Source organism: Shimia sp. (assembly GCF_022448905.1).
In the GTDB taxonomy this organism is placed as follows: Bacteria; Pseudomonadota; Alphaproteobacteria; order Rhodobacterales; family Rhodobacteraceae; genus Shimia.
The window spans coordinates 62,050-79,046 of record NZ_JAKVCW010000006.1 but is presented as its reverse complement, the minus strand read 5'-3'; the positions used below and the strand labels follow the sequence as shown (position 1 = coordinate 79,046).

General features: G+C 61.7%; 8 protein-coding genes. All 8 read left to right on the top strand.

The genetic code is table 11. The features are described 5' to 3' along the window. Positions 1–33 precede the first annotated feature (33 nt). The 8 genes from MK208_RS08615 to MK208_RS08580 all read left to right on the top strand — a co-directional run bounded on the left by MK208_RS08615 (position 34) and on the right by MK208_RS08580 (position 16,997). Positions 34–6,459: a type I polyketide synthase gene (locus MK208_RS08615; RefSeq protein ID WP_294115949.1), complete on the top strand. Its 6,426-nt coding sequence runs from the start codon at positions 34–36 to the stop codon at positions 6,457–6,459. Then, a complete protein-coding gene (locus tag MK208_RS08610; protein ID WP_294115947.1) occupies positions 6,456–7,466 on the top strand; it encodes a glycosyltransferase family 2 protein in 1,011 nt (336 codons plus the stop codon). Before MK208_RS08615 ends, MK208_RS08610 begins: the two co-directional genes overlap by 4 nt. Beyond that, on the top strand, positions 7,463–12,124 hold the full coding sequence (locus MK208_RS08605; protein ID WP_294115945.1) for a MupA/Atu3671 family FMN-dependent luciferase-like monooxygenase: 4,662 nt from the start codon (positions 7,463–7,465) through the stop codon (positions 12,122–12,124). Before MK208_RS08610 ends, MK208_RS08605 begins: the two co-directional genes overlap by 4 nt. Next, a complete protein-coding gene (locus tag MK208_RS08600; RefSeq protein WP_294115943.1) occupies positions 12,121–12,855 on the top strand; it encodes a 4'-phosphopantetheinyl transferase superfamily protein in 735 nt (244 codons plus the stop codon). The genes MK208_RS08605 and MK208_RS08600 overlap by 4 nt, the downstream gene beginning before the upstream one ends. A gap of 73 nt (positions 12,856–12,928) precedes the next feature. After that, positions 12,929–14,200: a Wzz/FepE/Etk N-terminal domain-containing protein gene (locus tag MK208_RS08595; RefSeq protein ID WP_294115942.1), complete on the top strand. Its 1,272-nt coding sequence runs from the start codon at positions 12,929–12,931 to the stop codon at positions 14,198–14,200. Between the two features lie 150 nt (positions 14,201–14,350). Further along, a complete protein-coding gene (locus MK208_RS08590) occupies positions 14,351–14,596 on the top strand; it encodes a hypothetical protein (RefSeq protein WP_294115940.1) in 246 nt (81 codons plus the stop codon). Between the two features lie 89 nt (positions 14,597–14,685). Further along, positions 14,686–15,351: a sugar transferase gene (locus MK208_RS08585; protein WP_294115938.1), complete on the top strand. Its 666-nt coding sequence runs from the start codon at positions 14,686–14,688 to the stop codon at positions 15,349–15,351. Positions 15,352–15,455: 104 nt separating this feature from the next. Beyond that, entirely contained in the window at positions 15,456–16,997 is a 1,542-nt protein-coding gene (locus MK208_RS08580) for a hypothetical protein (RefSeq protein WP_294115936.1), read from the top strand.

The window sequence follows — 16,997 nt, the reverse complement described above, 5'->3', positions numbered from 1 at the left end:
GACGAAGGCGTAATGGAATAGCAGGTGGATGTGGTGACAAGCCCGACGGACCAACCGGTCGCAGAGACGGATATTGCAATTGTGGGCATGGCGGCCCACCTGCCCGGCGCGGGCGGGATTGATCAGTATTGGCACAACCTGCGCAACGGCATCCGTTCCATCCGCAAGCTGAGTGAAGACGAGCTTCTGGCCAATGGCGAGAGCCGGGCCAAGATGGCGCATCGCAACTATGTGCCCGCCGCCGCCACAGTGGACGGCTTTGCCGATTTTGACGCGGAGTTTTTTGGGCTGTCGCCAAAAGAGGCCGCGATCATGGACCCGCAGCACCGCCAGTTTCTAGAGGTGAGCTGGGAGGCACTCGAAAACGCGGGCCATATGCCGGAGAACTTCGGCGGTCCTATTGGGGTGTTTGGCGGCTGCGGAATGGGCAGCTATTTCTATTTCAACATCTGCTCCAACCGCGATCTGGTGGACAGCACCGGCATGTTCTTGTTGCGCCATACGGGCAACGACAAGGATTTCATGACCACGCGGCTGAGCCACATTCTGGATTTGAATGGGCCAAGCCTTGGATTGCAGACCGCCTGCTCGACGTCGCTGGTGGCGGTGCATTATGCCGCGCAGTCGATCCTGAACGGCGAATGCGACATGGCGCTGGCTGGGGGGGTGACCCTCGAGTTGCCCCATGGGCGCGGCTATGTGTTTGAGGATGGCGAAATCCTGTCCCCGGACGGCGAGTGCCACGCCTTTGACCATCGCGCTCAGGGGACCGTGTTTGGCTCCGGCGCAGGTGTGGTTGTGTTGCGGCGGCTGGAGGATGCGATTGCCGAGGGCGATCACATCTGGGCCGTCATCAAAGGCTCTGCGGTCAACAATGATGGCTCTGAGAAAGCGGGCTATCTGGCACCATCCGTGGGCGGACAGGCGGCGGCGGTCGCCGATGCTTTGGCGATTGCGGATGTGCCCGCGGACACGGTGGATTACATCGAGTGCCACGGGACCGGGACATATTTGGGCGATCCAATTGAGGTGGCGGCCCTGACCGAGGCGTTTCGCGAAACCACCGAGGAGACCGGGTTTTGTCGCATTGGCTCGGTGAAAACCAACATTGGCCATTTGGACACGGCAGCTGGGGCGGCGAGCTTGATCAAGACGTCTTTGGCGCTGCACCACAAAGAGATGCCGCCAAGCCTAGGATTTGAGAAGCCCAATCCGGCGATTGATTTTGAGAGCAGCCCGTTTGCGGTGAACGCCAGCTTGCGGGCGTGGGAGAGCCACAAAGGGCCACGACGGGCTGGGGTGAACAGCCTTGGCGTGGGCGGCACCAATGCGCATGTGGTGGTCGAGGAAGCGCCAGTGCGGGCCGAGAGCCAAGAGAGCGACTGGCCGTTTCAACTGATTGCGGTGTCGGGCCGCTCGACCAAGGCGCTGGACGCCAATGCGGCCAACCTCGCGGCGCATCTGCAGGCCAATCCGGAACAGCCGCTGGCCGATGTGGCACATACGTTGCTGAACGGACGGCGGGCGTTTGAGAAACGACGTGTGGTTGTGGCGGAGAGCCATGAACAGGCGGCGGACTATCTGGAGAGCGGCAATCTGCGGCGGGTGTTCACGCACACGGCTGAGGCGGAATCGCCGGAAGTGGTCTTCATGTTCCCCGGTGGCGGGGCGCAGTATGTGGGCATGGGGCGCGATCTGTTTGAGACCGAACCGGTCTTTGAAGAGTGGATGGAGCGCGGATTTGCCCATTTGGCGGGCAAAGGCGGCGAGGAATTGCGCGCGCTGTGGCTGGCCGAAGGGGAGGCTGTTGCCGAGGCTGAGGAGCGTCTGAAACAACCCAGCCTGCAACTGCCGCTGATCATGATGGTGGAATATGCGCTGGCGCAGCTTTGGATGAGTTGGGGCGTAAAACCTGCCGCGCTGGTGGGCCACTCCATGGGCGAAAACACAGCGGCCTGTTTGGCCGGTGTGATGTCGTTTGAGGATTGTCTGGGGCTGGTGCAGCTGCGCGGGCAGCTGTTTGACACGGTACCGGCGGGCGGGATGTTGTCGATTCCGCTGCCATTGGCCGAAGTGGAAACCCACCTGAGCGACGAGATTGATATTGCCTCGGTGAATGCGCCTGCGCTGACCGTGGTGTCCGGGCCGGATGAGGCGCTGGATGCTTTGGCGGCCAAGCTGGCGGATCAGGAGACTGAAACGCAGCGCGTGCCGATCAACATCGCCGCACATTCGCGTATGTTGGAGCCGATACTGGGACGGTTCGGGGATTACCTGCGCACAATTCAGCTTCACGCGCCGCGCCTGCCGATCATTTCCAACCGCACGGGCGCCACGTTGCTCGACAGCGAAGCGACCGATCCCGAGTATTGGGTTGGGCACCTGCGCAACACCGTGTTCTTTGCCGACGGCATCACCACCCTCGCGCAGGAAAGCGGGCGGGTGTTTCTGGAGGTCGGCCCGGGCAAGGCACTGTCGTCGCTGGTAAAAATGCACGGACAGGTGAAGGCCGACAAAGTTCTGTCCTCCCTGCGCCACCCAGAAGATGACATTGGCGATGATGCCTATTTCCTCACCGTCTTGGGCCAGCTTTGGGCCTGCGGGGTCGATGTGGACTTTGACCAATATTGGGGGGACGTCCCGCGCCAAAAGGTGGTGCTGCCGACTTATGCCTTCCAACGCAGCCGCTATTTCATTGAGCCGGGTCAGGGTCAGATTGAGGCGCAAGACGAGTTGTTGATGCGGCTCGAGGACACAGCGGATTGGAGCTATGCGCCGGTGTGGACTCCACGGTTGGCGGAATGTGAGATTGATATCGAGACCGAGCTGAGCGACGCGGAAAAGCACAGCTGGTTGATCTTTATTGACCAAGGCGGCACTGGCACGGCGCTGGCCAGCCGCCTGCGCGACGCGGGTCAGGATGTGGTGACCGTGACCACTGGCGACGCCTTTGCCGAGACCGGCCCGGACAGCTACGCACTGGCGCCGGAACGCGGGCGCGATGGGTATGACGCGCTGATTCACAGCTTGATGAGCAAAGGCCGCGTGCCGGATCGCGTTGTGCATTTGTGGCTGCTGACCGAGAATGAAAGCCACCGTCCGGGGTCGAGCTTTTTCCACCGCAATCAGGAACAGGGGCTGATGAGCCTGTTCTTCCTTGCGCAAGCGGTGAGCGACGAGAATCTCCCCACGCCTTTGCACATCACCACGGTGAGTTCTGGCGCAGTGCAGGTGCGCAAAGAGGCGCTGCCCTATCCGGAGAAATCCACGGTGCTGGGCGCGGTGCAGGTGATTGGGCGGGAGTTGCCCGGCGTGACTTGCGCCCTGCTGGATGTGGAGCCACCCGCGAAGAAAGCGCGCGGTGGGTTGGTGGGCAAACTGCTCGAAGACATTCTGGCCGCCCCCCGGGGGCAGATCGCGGCCTGGCGGGGGGAGAAACGGTTTGAGCGCGGCTATCGCAAGGTGGCGATGGACGGCGCGGAGATGCCGGTTTTCAAAGACGGCGGCACCTATCTGATCACCGGTGGCTTTGGCGGCATTGGCCTGACGCTGGCGGAGCGCATGATCCAAAGCGCCGGCGCCAACGTGGTGCTTTTGGCCCGCGAAGGCTTGCCGGCGCGCGAGAAGTGGGGCGATTACCTGCGAGGGCACGCGCCGCATGATCGCGTGGCCCAACGCATCCGCGCGGTGGAGCGGCTGGAAAGCCTGGGCGGCAAGGTGCTGCCGCTGGCGGCAGACGTGTGCAACGTGGATGAAATGGCGGAGGCTATAGATGCCGCGCGCGAGGCCTTTGGCGACATCAACGGCGTGATCCACGCCGCCGGTGTGATCGACGACGGGCCACTGCTGGCCAAAACCTCGGCGGGCATCGACGATGTGTTGGCGCCCAAGCTGCACGGTACGCAGGTGCTCGAGCAACTATTCCCGGATGGCAGTCTGGATTGGCTGTTGCTGTTTGCGTCGTCTTCCACGGCCACCGCACCGGCAGGGCAGATCGATTATGTCGCCGCCAACGCCTATCTGAACGCCTACGCGCAATCGCGTCAAACCGACAAAACCCGCGTGCGGGCGATCAACTGGGGTCTTTGGGCCGAGGTTGGCATGGCCGCCGAGGCGGTTGCGGCACGGCAGGGCCATGTTGTCGATGTGCCGACTGAGGCGATCGACAATCCGCTGCTGCAAGGCGCGGGATTTGACGCACAGGGCAACCGGATTTTCACCGCAAGCCTGTCTGCCAAAGATTGGATTTTGGACGAGCACCGCACGCTGGATGGCGACGCGGTTATGCCCGGCACCGGATACATTTCCTTGGCCTATGAGGCGCTGAAGGCGCAGGGCGAGAGCGCACCCTTCGCGATACATGACCTGCTGTTCCTGCGCCCGATGCGCGTGAGCGACAGCGGCACGGAGATGCGCCTGCGCCTGATCCGCTCGGATGAAGGCTATCGGTTTGAGGTGCAAACAGCGGTGAGCTTTGACGGCCGTCCCGGCTGGCAAACCCACGCCGAGGCACGGCTGGCACCGGTGCGATCCGGTGCGCCGGCGGCGTTGGATCTGGACGCGCTCAAGGCGGACTGCCCGGTGCAGCAGAACGGCTTTGGCGCGGCATTGAGCGCCCCACAAGAAGCGCACATGCGCTTTGGGCCGCGTTGGAAAGTGCTGCGCGAAACCGCGCTTGGGGCGCAACAGGGCCTCGCGCGGCTGAGTTTGGACGCGCAGTTTGACGGCGACGGCTTGCAGCTGCACCCTGGCCTGCTGGACATCGCCACTGGCTGGGCCATGGACCTGATCCCCGGCTATGCGCAGGAGCATTTGTGGGTGCCCGTGGGCTATGACCGGCTGGTTCGCCATGGCGCATTGCCCGCCGAGGTGATGAGCCATGTGACCTTGGTCGAGGGCAGCAGCGATGCTGGCTCCGCCCGGTTTGACGTGGTGCTGTCCGATGCCAATGGCGCAGTGAGCATTGAGGTCAAAGGCCTGTCGTTGCGGCAGGTGGAAACCGCCGCGGGCTTTGCCAAGGCGCAACCGTTGAGCAAGGCAGAAGTCACCTTTGACGAAGACGCGCAGGCGCAAGCGCCGCTGTCCACCGCCGAAGAGCGACTGGCGCACAATCTGTCTCAAGGCATTCCGCCGGACATGGGGGCCGATCTGTTTGAAGCCGCGCTGCGCGGGGACCGGTCGCAGGTGGTGATCTCCTCGCTGGATCTGGCAGCCTTGATTGCACAGGCCGAGGCGGGCGCGGATGAGGACAATGGGCCAAGCCAGAGCTTTGAGCGGCCAGAGTTGGAAACCGATTATGTCGCGCCGGAAACCGATATTCAGCGCACGTTGGCGGGCTTCTGGCAGGATTTGCTGGGCGTGGAGCTGGTTGGCATCCGCGACAGTTTCTTTGATCTCGGCGGGCACAGCCTGATCGCAGTGCGCCTGTTTGCCATGGTCAAAAAGGCCTGGGCGATTGAGTTCCCGATTTCGGTGCTGTTTGAGGCACCCACCATTGAAACCTGCGCCGCGATGATTGCGGAGCGGGTAGGTGACACGGCGCTGGGGGAGGTTGCGACTGGGGATAGTCCTGCGGAGTCAGAGGCGCGTCCGCAAAGCCGATTCACCCATCTGGTGCCGATGCATCAGGGTGAAGGCGGGCACCGCACGCCGTTCTTCCTGGTGGCGGGCATGTTTGGCAACGTGTTGAACCTGCGCCATCTGGCGCATCTGATCGGTGCGGATCGGCCATTCTATGGCCTGCAAGCGCGCGGCCTGTTTGGCGATGCCGCGCCGCATGATGACCTTGTCGAGGCGGCCACGGATTACATTGCGGAGATGAAACAGGTGCAGCCTGAAGGGCCTTACCTGTTGGGTGGTTTCTCCGGGGGCGGCATCACCGCGTATGAGATTGCTCGACAGCTAGAGGCGCACGGCGACGAGGTTGCGCTGGTGGCGATGCTTGATACGCCCTTACCTGTGCGTCGCCCGCTGTCGCGCCAGGACCGGATGCGCATCCAGATGCAAGAGCTCAAATCCAAAGGCGCGGCCTATCCGTTGATCTGGGCCAAAAACCGCATTGCCTGGGAGATCGAGAAGCGTCGCCCGACAGAGGAAACCGAAGCCGAGGCGCAGGGGCAGCAGTTCCATGATGCCGATATCGAGGCGGCTTTCCTGCGGGCTGTGGCGCAATACCCGATGCACGCTTGGCAGGGCAATTTGGTGCTGTTCCGTCCGCCGCTGGTGGGCAAATGGGACATGGGCGACGGGCGTTTGGTGGACGCCGACCGCGCCTATGTGTTCCAAGACAATGACTGGAGCCAATGGGTGCCCGATGTGCAGGTGTTTGAGGTGCCGGGCGATCATGACAGCATGGTGCTGGAACCCAACGTGCGGGTACTGGCAACCCGCATGAAAAAGGTGATTGCGGCGGCGGAGAAAGACCTGCCCAAACGCGCGGCGCGGAGGGCGGCAGAATGAGTGACTCATCCCTTTTGACCGTGATCCTGAACTGGCGCACGCCGGAGATGACGCTGAAAGCGGCCGAGGCGGCGGCGCGCGAGATGGCGGGCATCGACGGGCAGATTGTGATTGTCGACAATGACAGCGGCGATGGCTCGTTTGAGGCTATGACGGCGGGCATTGCTGAGGCCGATTGGGCTGCGGGCCGCGTGGAAGTGGTGCAGTCGGGTCGCAATGGTGGCTTTGGCGCGGGCAACAACTTTGGCATCCGCCATGGCTTGGTGCAGCGCGATTTTGACTTTGTCTACATCCTAAACTCCGACGCCTTTCCCGACGCGGGCAGCATCACCGCGTTGCTGGATCATATGGCGCAGATGCCCACCTGCGGCTTCGCGGGCAGCTATATTCACGGCGAAGATAACGAACCGCACCTGACCGCCTTTCGCTTCCATACCATTGGAAGTGAACTGGAAGGCGCGGCGCGGGTCGGGCTGATCAGCCGTGCTTTGCACACACACATCGTGCCCTTGCCGATCCCGGCGGAAACCACACGGGTGGATTGGCTGGCGGGGGCGTCCATGTTGATGCGGCGTGAGGTGTTGGAACAGATTGGCCTCTTTGACGAGACCTTCTTTCTCTATTTTGAGGAAACCGACCTCTGCCTGCGTGCCCAGCGCGCGGGGTGGCATACGGATTATGTGCGCCCCAGCTCTGTGACCCATATCGGGTCCGTGTCTACCGGCATGAAAACCTGGCAGCGCATGCCGCAGTACTGGTTTGACAGCCGCCTGCATTACTTCCGCAAAAACCACGGTGGGGCGTACGCCTTTGCCGCCACTTTGGCGCATGTCACAGGTGCCTGCCTGTGGAAACTGCGCCGTGTGATTGGCGGCAAACCCAAGCGGGACCCGGATCATTTTCTGCGGGATCTGATCAGCCACTACCTGAAATCTCTCTTCACTCGGACGCAGCGCGAACCGTCCAAAATCCCCACTTTGTCTGTTCGCAAGGAGGCCTCCTCATGAGCCTTGATAGTTTCACCAACGCCGCGCCGATGTCTGCCGTAATGATTGGCAACGAGAGTCTGCTGATCCAATGTGCCACGTTGTGGCTCGACACTGGCAACACGCTGGCCGCTGTGGTCACGCGCGCGCCAGAGATCCGCGACTGGGCAACCGAGGCCGGGCTGCGGGTGATATCATCGGACAGCGATATTGCGGGTGAACTGCTGGGGGAGCGGTTTGACTGGCTGTTGAGTGTCGCCAACTTGGACATGCTGTCAGACACCGTGCTGAAGCTGCCCGCCAAAGGTGCGGTGAACTTCCACGATGGGCCACTACCCCGTTATGCGGGCTTGAATGCACCGGTCTGGGCGCGCCTGGCTCAGGAGCCGCGCCACGGCATCACATGGCACAAGATGGAAGTGGGCGCGGACACCGGCGAGATTGTTGCCCAGCGCATGTTTGACATTGGGCAGGCGGACACCGCGCTGACACTGAATACCAAATGTTACGCCGCCGCCATTGAAAGCTTCCCGGACGTGATGCGCGCCTTGGGCGAAGACCTCGCCAACACGCGGGCGCAGGACATGAGCCAACGCAGCTATTTTGGCCGTGCCAAACGGCCAGAGGCTGCAGGTCGGATTGATTTCCGCCGCGATGCACAGGATGTGGTGGCACTCGTGCGCGCGCTGGATCATGGCGATTACTTCAACCCGCTGTTTGCGCCCAAGATGGTCGCCGCCGGACGCGTGCTGCTGGTGACATCTGCCGAAGTCGCCGAAAGCGCGGGCCGGGGAGAGCCGGGCGCGGTTCTAGCCGTTGGAGAAGACAATGTGACCGTGGCCTGTGGACGGGGAGCCGTGGTGTTGAGCGGTTTGAGCGATGGGGCAGGTCAAGAAGAGACCGCCAGCCATGTGATCCGTGCCGGTGAACGCCTGCCGCTTTTGGACAAAGCCGCGAGTGAGGCGCTGTCCGCCACCATGACCCCCATTGCCAAAGCCGAGCCGTTCTGGCGCGCGCGTTTGGGTGAATTTGTGCCAGCCACCCTGCCGCTGATCCGTGGCGCAGGTGATCTGGCCGATATGCGGCAGTTGCCGCTTGAGATTTCCGAGACTCCCTCCAAGAGTATCCTGACCGCGGTCGCCATTTGGGCGCTGCGGTCAGGCCTTCCGGAGGTCTGTGATGTGGCCTATCGCGGCGCGGAGCATCCGCAAGCCGCCGGGCTGATTTCGCCATGGGTACCGCTGCGTGTGGGAGCCGAGCTGCTGCATGACACAGTGGCCGAGGCCAATACCGCGATGGCCGAGCGTGTGGCGCAGGCAGATGCCAAAGGCAGCTTTGCCAGCGACCTGATCGCCCGCGATCCGGCGCTGTCTGCACCGACCATGCCGGACTTGGCGGTGACGACTGGCGGCTTGGCTGGTCCAATCGACGGCGCGGCGATGACCGTGGCCATTGGCGCAGCGGGTGCTGTGCTGCATTTTGATGCGGCGCGGGTATCCCCAGAACACGCCGCGCGTTTGGTTGCGCGGTTGGAGCTGATCTGCACACAGATTGGCACCGCGGCCAATGTGGCGGATCTAAATGTGCTGCCAGAGGCAGAGCGCGCCGAGGTGTTGACGGGCTGGAACGCCACCGATGCGCCGTTTGACCCGGATTTCACCATGGCGGCGCAGTTTGAGGCGCAGGTTGCCAAGACACCGGACGCCCCCGCGTTGGTGTTTGAGCATGAAGTGCTCAGCTACGCCGATCTGAACGCGCGGGCCAACCGCGCCGCGCATGTGTTGCGTGACATGGGCGTGACCCGCGGCGCGCTGGTTGGTCTTTGTTTGCGCCGGTCGCCCGATCTGGTGGTGGCCGCGCTGGCGATCTTGAAAGCCGGAGGGGCCTATGTGCCGATGGACCCGGCCTACCCCGCTGACCGTTTGGCCCATTACATCAGCGACAGTGGCGCAGCCGTAATTGTGACGCAAGCGGCGCTGACACGCGACTTGCCAGACCACAGCGCACAAGTGCTGGAGATGGACAGCGACGCGCGGCTCTCGACGGCCTCGGCGGACAATCCAGAGGCCATCGTCTCCGGCGGCGACCTCGCCTATTTGATCTACACATCTGGCTCCACTGGCACGCCCAAAGGCGTGATGGTCGAGCATGGAAACGTGGCCAACTTCTTTGCCGGGATGGACGCGCGGGTGCCCCATCAGGCCGGTGATACTTGGATGGCGGTCACGTCGCTGTCGTTTGACATTTCGGTTCTGGAACTGTTCTGGACCCTGTCGCGCGGCTTTAAGCTGGTGCTGTCAGGCGATGAAACCACCACGCAGATTTCTGGTGGCCGTTTGCCAGCCACGGCTGGCGGAATGGATTTCTCGATCTATTATTGGGGCAACGACGATGGTCAGGGCTCAAAGAAATACGAATTGCTGCTGGAAGGCGCGAAGTTTGCCGATGCCCATGGGTTCTGCGCGGTCTGGACGCCGGAGCGGCATTTCCACGCCTTTGGCGGCCCCTACCCCAACCCGTCGGTGACCGGCGCGGCGGTGGCGGCTGTGACCAAACAGATCGGCGTGCGCGCTGGATCCTGCGTGTCGCCGCTGCACCACACCGCGCGCATCGCAGAAGAATGGGCGGTGATCGACAACCTCACCAATGGCCGCGCAGGCCTGGCGATTGCCAGCGGCTGGCAGCCGGATGATTTTGTGTTGCGGCCCGAAAACACCCCGCCGCGCAACCGCGATGTGATGTTTGAGCAGATGGACGACCTGCGCAAACTTTGGCGCGGCGAAGAGGTGGAATTCCCGAAAAAAGACGGCTCGATGCATCCGGTGATGACGCAGCCGCGCCCGGTGTCCAAAGAGTTGCCATTGTGGGTGACCACGGCCGGCAACCCGGAGACCTGGAAAGATGCGGGGCGGAATGGCTGTAACGTGCTGACGCACCTGTTGGGGCAAAGCGTGGAAGAAGTGGGCGCAAAGATCGCGCTGTATCATGATGCGCTGCGCGAGGCGGGGCACAACCCGGATGACTTTAGCGTTACGTTGATGCTGCACAGCTTCCTGGCCGAAGACCGGGAAAAAGCGCGCGAGATCGCGCGTGAGCCGATGAAAGACTACCTGCGCGCGGCGGCGGGCTTGATCAAAAGCTATGCCTGGGCGTTTCCCGCGTTCAAGAAACCCGAAGGGGTGAACAACGCCTTTGAGCTGGACCTCGGCATTCTGAGCGAAGACGAACTCGAAGAAATCCTCGACTTTGCCTTCCTGCGGTATTTTGAGGACAGCGGGTTGTTTGGCACGGTTGAGGATGCCTTGGATCGGGTGGAACAGGTCAAGCGCATTGGTGTGACCGAGATTGCCTGTCTGATCGATTACGGCATCGATAGCGCGACCGTTTTGGAAGGGCTGAAGCCATTGGCCGAGGTGCTGAAACGCGCCAATGAGGGCGGCGAGCTGGACCCCGAGGATATCTCAATTGCGGCGCAGATGATCCGCCATGAGGTCAGCCACCTGCAGTGCACCCCGTCGATGGCGCGGCTTTTGACCGACAACGAAGAGGCGCGGTTTGCGCTCTCGGGTGTGCAGCAGATGATGGTGGGCGGCGAGGCGCTGTCTGGCAGTCTGGTGGCCGATCTGAATGCGGCCAGCGGTGCCCGCGTGCAGAACATGTATGGGCCGACTGAGACCACAATCTGGTCGACCACATCGATAGCGGGTGCCAGCGAGGGCGTGGCCAACATCGGTGATCCCATTGCCAACACGCAGGTCTATGTGGTGGACGACGCGGGCGCTCCGGTGCCGGTGGGCGTGGCGGGTGAGTTGCTGATTGGTGGCGCGGGGGTGACCCGTGGGTACTGGCGGCGGGAGGAGCTGACGGCGGAGCGGTTCATTGCCAATCCGTTTGGGGATGGGCGACTGTATCGAACCGGTGACCTTGTGCGATGGCGTGCGGATGGCAAGCTCGACTTCCTTGGCCGTGTCGATCATCAGGTGAAGCTGCGCGGCTATCGCATTGAACTGGGTGAGATTGAAACCCGGCTGGAAGAGGTGCCCGGCGTGGCGCAGGCGGTGGTCATGGCGCGTGAAGATACCGAGGGCGACGTGCGGCTGGTGGCCTATCTGCGAGGTGATGTGCCTGTGGAGGCCGACATTCGGGCGCAGTTGCGCGAGAACCTGCCAAGTTTCATGCGGCCGCAGCACTATGTCACGCTAAAAGAGTTCCCACTGACACCGAACAAAAAAGTTGATCGCAAGGCGCTGCCTCGGCCCGAAGAGACCCGCAAGATCACCACGCCCAAAGTGGAGACGGCGGCACCAGCAGCGCCCGTTGCCGCCGGTGGTGACATTGCCAAACTGGTGGCCGATGTCTGGGCCGAGGTGCTTGGCGTGCGCGAAGTGGTGGCAACCGACAACTTCTTTGACCTTGGCGGGCACAGCCTCCTGGCGGTACAGGCCCACCGCGAAATACGGGCACGGTCCGGCGCGGCGAAATTGTCGATCACCGATGTGTTCCGCTTCCCCACGCTGAATGCGCTGGCAGGCCGGGTGCAGGAGTTGACCGGCACGCCCAAACCAGCGGATGCGCCGGAAGCCAAGGCCGCCGAAGAGGTCAGCGACCAAGCGCAGAGCCGCGCGGAAACCATGAGCAAGCGCCGCGCCATGCGCGCACGTCGGAGGGCGCGGACATGAGCCTGTCACCCAACCAGCACCTTGTGGCCCTAAAATCTCTGGCGGAGCGTATTGCCCCGCCACAAGTTGCCGTGGCCGTGACCGACCCTGCGCGTGGCGTGGCCGTTGTCTGGCCGCAAGAAGCCCCGGCCATTGCCCGCGCGGTGCCCAAACGGCGGCGCGAGTTTGCCGCCGGACGGCAAGCCGCGCGGCTGGCGATGCGGTCTTTGGGACGACCGGAGCAAGCGGTGCCGACACGCCCCGACCGTGCGCCGCAGTGGCCCAAGGGTCTGACCGGTTCGATCACCCATGATGCCACCAGCTGTGTCGCCATTGTGGGCTCAGGAGGGCACTTCCGCGCGCTCGGCGTGGATGTGGAACCGGATGCGCCGCTACATGATGACCTGACCGCAGAAATCTGCCTGCCGCAGGAACGCGCCTGGTTGATGGAGGTGCCGACACCGCGTCGCGCGTTGATGGCGCGGCGGCTGTTTTGCGCCAAAGAGGCGGTGTATAAGGCGCAATATCCCCTGACCCAGACCCTGTTTGGCTTTGACACCATTCAAGTCACGCTCAACGTGCGCAGCACCGGGTTTACCGCGCGCTTTATGCAGTCTGTAGGCGAGGTGCCCGAGGGCACGGTGCTGTCCGGGCAATGCGGCACCGGCGGGGAACATGTGTTGGCCATGGTCACTTTGGGCGCGCAGGCGGGTATGGAGAACGCAAATTTTCCGGTTTGCGCCACGGGATAACCACATTCGCTTGTCATAAATTGTCTTCAAGAGCGCGAATCCGAGTCGCGCCAAGACGATATTGAGGACGGGCATGGACAAGTTCCAATCATTTGGCGAGGTGCTGAGCATGCTGCGCAGGAGGTTCTTCCTGTGGGCAAGCATCATTGTCATCGGCGGGTTGATCTCGCTGGCCTACGTGCTGGGTCTGCCACGCGATTATGAGACCTATGCCACCATCCAGATCGAGCAGCCCTCGATCAAAACCGGCGCCACCTCCCCCGGTGCGTTGAACGCGGACATACTGCAAAAGCTGCAAATTGTGGAGCAGCGGGTAATGGCGCGGGACAACCTGCTGACCATCATCGACAAGTTTGGCCTCTACAATGACGCCCCTTTGAGCGAGCTGCAAAAGGTGGAGCTGCTGCGCAAAGCGGCCGGCGTGATCCACATCACCAACCCCGACTTCCGCTGGCGTCAGGACATCAGCCCCTCCGCGCTGTTGGTCTCTGTGCGCATGACCGATCCGGTTCTGGCGGCCAATGTGGCCAACGAGTTGGTGAACAATGTGCTGGAGCAGGAAGAGAAGCGCCGCACCGAACAGGTGAGCGAGACCCTGTCCTTCTTTGATGGCGAAGAGCGCCGCATTGGCGCGGCGATCACCAACCTGGAACAGCAGATCGCCGATTATAAACAGGAAAACGCGGTGCTATTGCCCGGCGGCGTGGAAGCCCTGCGCACCCGTCTGGTGGATTTGCAGCAGATCGAATTGGAAGTGCAGCGCCAACTTCTGGAGAACGTGGGTATTTCCAGCGGTGGCAATTCCGTGCGTGCCCAGCGCCTGCGCCGGCTGCAGGAAGAGAGCGAACTCTATCAAATCGAGATTGCCGAGATTGAGGCCGCGCTCAAAGACACGCCGCGTATTGAACAACAATACAACCGTCTGGAACGGCAGCTGACCAAGCTGGAAGAACAGTATCAGGCGATCACCGCAGGCAAGGCCGAGGCGGAGATGCAGCAGATGCTGGAGGCCAGCCAGCAAACCGACAGTTTCACCGTTTTGGAAAAAGCGCTGCCGCCGGATTGGCCGATTGCGCCCTCGCGCAAACGCATTTTGGCGATGGGTGGCGTGCTGTCTGTCATGGTCGCCTTAAGCCTGGTGTTTGTGCTGGAGATGCGCAGCCCTGTGATCTGGACCCGTGGCCAGTTGGAGCGCCAATTGCGCCTGCGCGCCGTGGCGGCCATTCCGGTTCTGGAAACTCCGCGCCAGCGGCGACGGCGCAAGCTGACACGTCTGACGAAAGTGTTTGGCCTGCTGGCGGTGTCAGGAGGATTGGCGGCAATGATCCTGAAATTGGGCAAATAGCGGCCACAATTGCGCCACATTTCACCCCGCTTACGCCAGTTTTCGGCGAATCGCTGCCAAGTTTTGTTTGGGTGACGCCAAGTCAATTTTTCACCCTAAGAAACAATCAAAAAGTGGCCTACATCACCGTTTCCAAACACGAACCACAAAATGGCAGGGTTGCCACAAATTTTAACCAAGTTTGCAAAAAACGCCAAAAACGGAATTCATCAAATCGTTTATTATCAATTACTTAGACAAAACTATCCGAAAGATAAGGTGGATTTCTGTAAATTTGCGACTAATGTAAGTCCTGGGTGGGCGCTTCTTATGAAGGAGCATCAAAAAGAGCGACGTCGCAAGGACCTATGTGATCAGCCCCTGCTGCCGGGGTGCTTAAGCAAACAAGGTACGTGAGACACACGTTCGGGCCATGTCTGGTCCGGCGAACCGATGTTGCGTTTCAATTTGATGCCCTTCTGGTTGGGTTACGGGGATGACACCGAATGGCGATTTTTTCGCGTGAAGATTTTGAACAGGCCTTTGAGGTCACGCCGGTGCGCTACAGCGTTTACCGCAGCGTGTTCAAACGGGCGTTCGACATCCTGTTTGTCCTGATCATTGCGGTGCCCGTCACGCTGGTTGTACTGCTGCTCGCCCTGTTCATCTCTCTGGATGGCGCGTCTCCGTTCTACCGTCAGGAACGTGTTGGCAAAAACGGCAAGCGCTTCTCCATGCTGAAGCTGCGCTCCATGGTGCCCAATGCAGACCGTAAGCTGGAGGCCTATCTGCGCGCCAATCCAGCCGCCCGTCTGGAGTGGAACGAAAAGCAAAAGCTGACGCATGATCCGCGCATCACACCGATTGGCCGCATCATCCGCAAAACCTCGCTGGACGAGCTGCCACAGTTCCTGAACGTGCTGATGGGCGACATGTCCGTGGTTGGCCCGCGCCCGATGATGCCGCAACAGACCGCACTGTACCCGGGCACGGCTTATTACCGCATGCGCCCAGGCATCACCGGTTTCTGGCAGATTTCCGAGCGCAACGAGTGTTCCTTTGCCGAGCGTGCCATTCACGACAGCCACTATGACCGCGCGCTGAGCCTGCGCACCGATGTCTCGGTTGTCTGGCGCACCGTGGCCGTGGTGATGGCCGGCACCGGCGTGTGAACGCCACACCCTGACAGTTTGAGACACGCGCGCTATAGTCATGGCGCGCGTTTTGCGTTTGTGTGGCCCTGACCACGCCGCTGACAAAGGAAGACCTGCCCCCTATGCCCAACATGCTCGCCACGTTGATGCTGATGCTTTGGCCGGTGGTCATTTGGCGGCTGTTTGTCAGCCTGTCGCCGGGCCGGGCGCTGATTTGGTCCTTGTTGGGAGCCTACCTGCTGCTGCCCCCACCGCCAGCGGAGTTTGACTTCCCGCTGATGCCGGCATTGGATAAAGGCAGCCTGCCCAATCTGGCGATCCTGATTGTGGTGTTCTTTGTGCTGCCGCAACGCCCCAAGCTGTTGCCGGACAATATTCTGGCACGCTGGCTGTTGGGCATCATGATTTTCAGCCCGGTGCTCACCGTGTTCACCAATGGCGAGCCACTGGTCTTCACCGAGAATTATGTGCGTGGCCTGTATTTTCAGGACGCCATTGCCCAGCCAATCAACCAGTTCATTGGCATCATTGGCTTCTTGATGGCCCGCGCCCTTCTGCGCACCCGCGAGGATCAGCGCGACCTACTGTTGGCGCTGATGATTGCCGGGCTGGCTTATTCCCTGCCGATCCTGATCGAAGTGCGGCTCAGCCCGCAGCTTAACAATTGGGTCTATGGCTATTATCAACACCTGTTCAGCCAGACCATTCGTGGCAATGGCTATCGCCCGATGGTGTTCCTCTACCATGGCATCTGGCTGGCCTATTTTGTACTCACGGCGCTGTTGGCCGCGCTGACCCTGTGGAAGGCCGACACCAGCCGCACCCGCGCCAAATACCTGATTGCCGCCTTCTATTTCGCAGCGGTGCTGGTGCTCTGCAAAACACTGGCGACATTGGTTTATGCCGGGGCGGCGGGCCTGTTGATTGTCTTCCTCAACACCCGCGCGCAGGTGAAAGTAGCGGCCATACTGGCGCTGATGATGCTGGCCTATCCGGTGCTCAAAACTTCCGGGTTGGTGCCAAGCGACGCCATCATTGCCCAAGCCGAAAAGGTCAGTGCCGAGCGTGCCCATTCCCTGAGCTTCCGGATCGAGAACGAGGACGTGCTGCTGGATCGGGCATTGGAGAAACCGCTGTTTGGCTGGGGCATCTGGGGGCGCAACCACATCCACAACCCCACCACAGGGCTAATCACCTCGGTCACTGACGGATACTGGATCATCGTGATGGGGGTCTGGGGCTGGGCCGGATACATCGCCCAGTTTGGCCTGATGGCTCTGCCGATCTTCCTGGTGCACCGGGAACTAAGCCGGATCAGGATAGCAGAGCGGGACAGTTTCAAACGCGATGCGTCTTTTGCGCTGCTGGACGAGCAGCATCTCCAGGAGCGCGACGATCGTGGGCTATCACCCTACCTTGGGCCGTTGGCCTTGATGCTGGGGTTCAACATGATCGATATGCTGCCCAACGCCACGCTCACGCCCACCACCTGGCTGATTGCGGGCACGTTGTTTGGCCACGCGGAGCGGCTGGCGCAAATTCGACGCGGGGCGGAATCGGCGTTTCGCCGCAGCCCGATGAGCCGCCGGGAAGAGGGCGAAGAAGAACCGCAGTCCGTGGCCACCAAGCAGCCCGCGCCATCAAAGCGCCGTACCATTCTGTGA

What these genes read in the sequence shown, in the direction of transcription:
- MK208_RS08580 (WP_294115936.1), top strand. Translation starts at nt 15,456, where the DNA reads ATGCCCAACATGCTCGCCACGTTGATGCTGATGCTTTGGCCGGTGGTC.
- MK208_RS08595 (WP_294115942.1), top strand. Translation starts at nt 12,929, where the DNA reads ATGGACAAGTTCCAATCATTTGGCGAGGTGCTGAGCATGCTGCGCAGG.
- MK208_RS08590 (WP_294115940.1), top strand. Translation starts at nt 14,351, where the DNA reads ATGGCAGGGTTGCCACAAATTTTAACCAAGTTTGCAAAAAACGCCAAA.
- MK208_RS08585 (WP_294115938.1), top strand. Translation starts at nt 14,686, where the DNA reads ATGGCGATTTTTTCGCGTGAAGATTTTGAACAGGCCTTTGAGGTCACG.
- MK208_RS08610 (WP_294115947.1), top strand. Translation starts at nt 6,456, where the DNA reads ATGAGTGACTCATCCCTTTTGACCGTGATCCTGAACTGGCGCACGCCG.
- MK208_RS08605 (WP_294115945.1), top strand. Translation starts at nt 7,463, where the DNA reads ATGAGCCTTGATAGTTTCACCAACGCCGCGCCGATGTCTGCCGTAATG.
- MK208_RS08600 (WP_294115943.1), top strand. Translation starts at nt 12,121, where the DNA reads ATGAGCCTGTCACCCAACCAGCACCTTGTGGCCCTAAAATCTCTGGCG.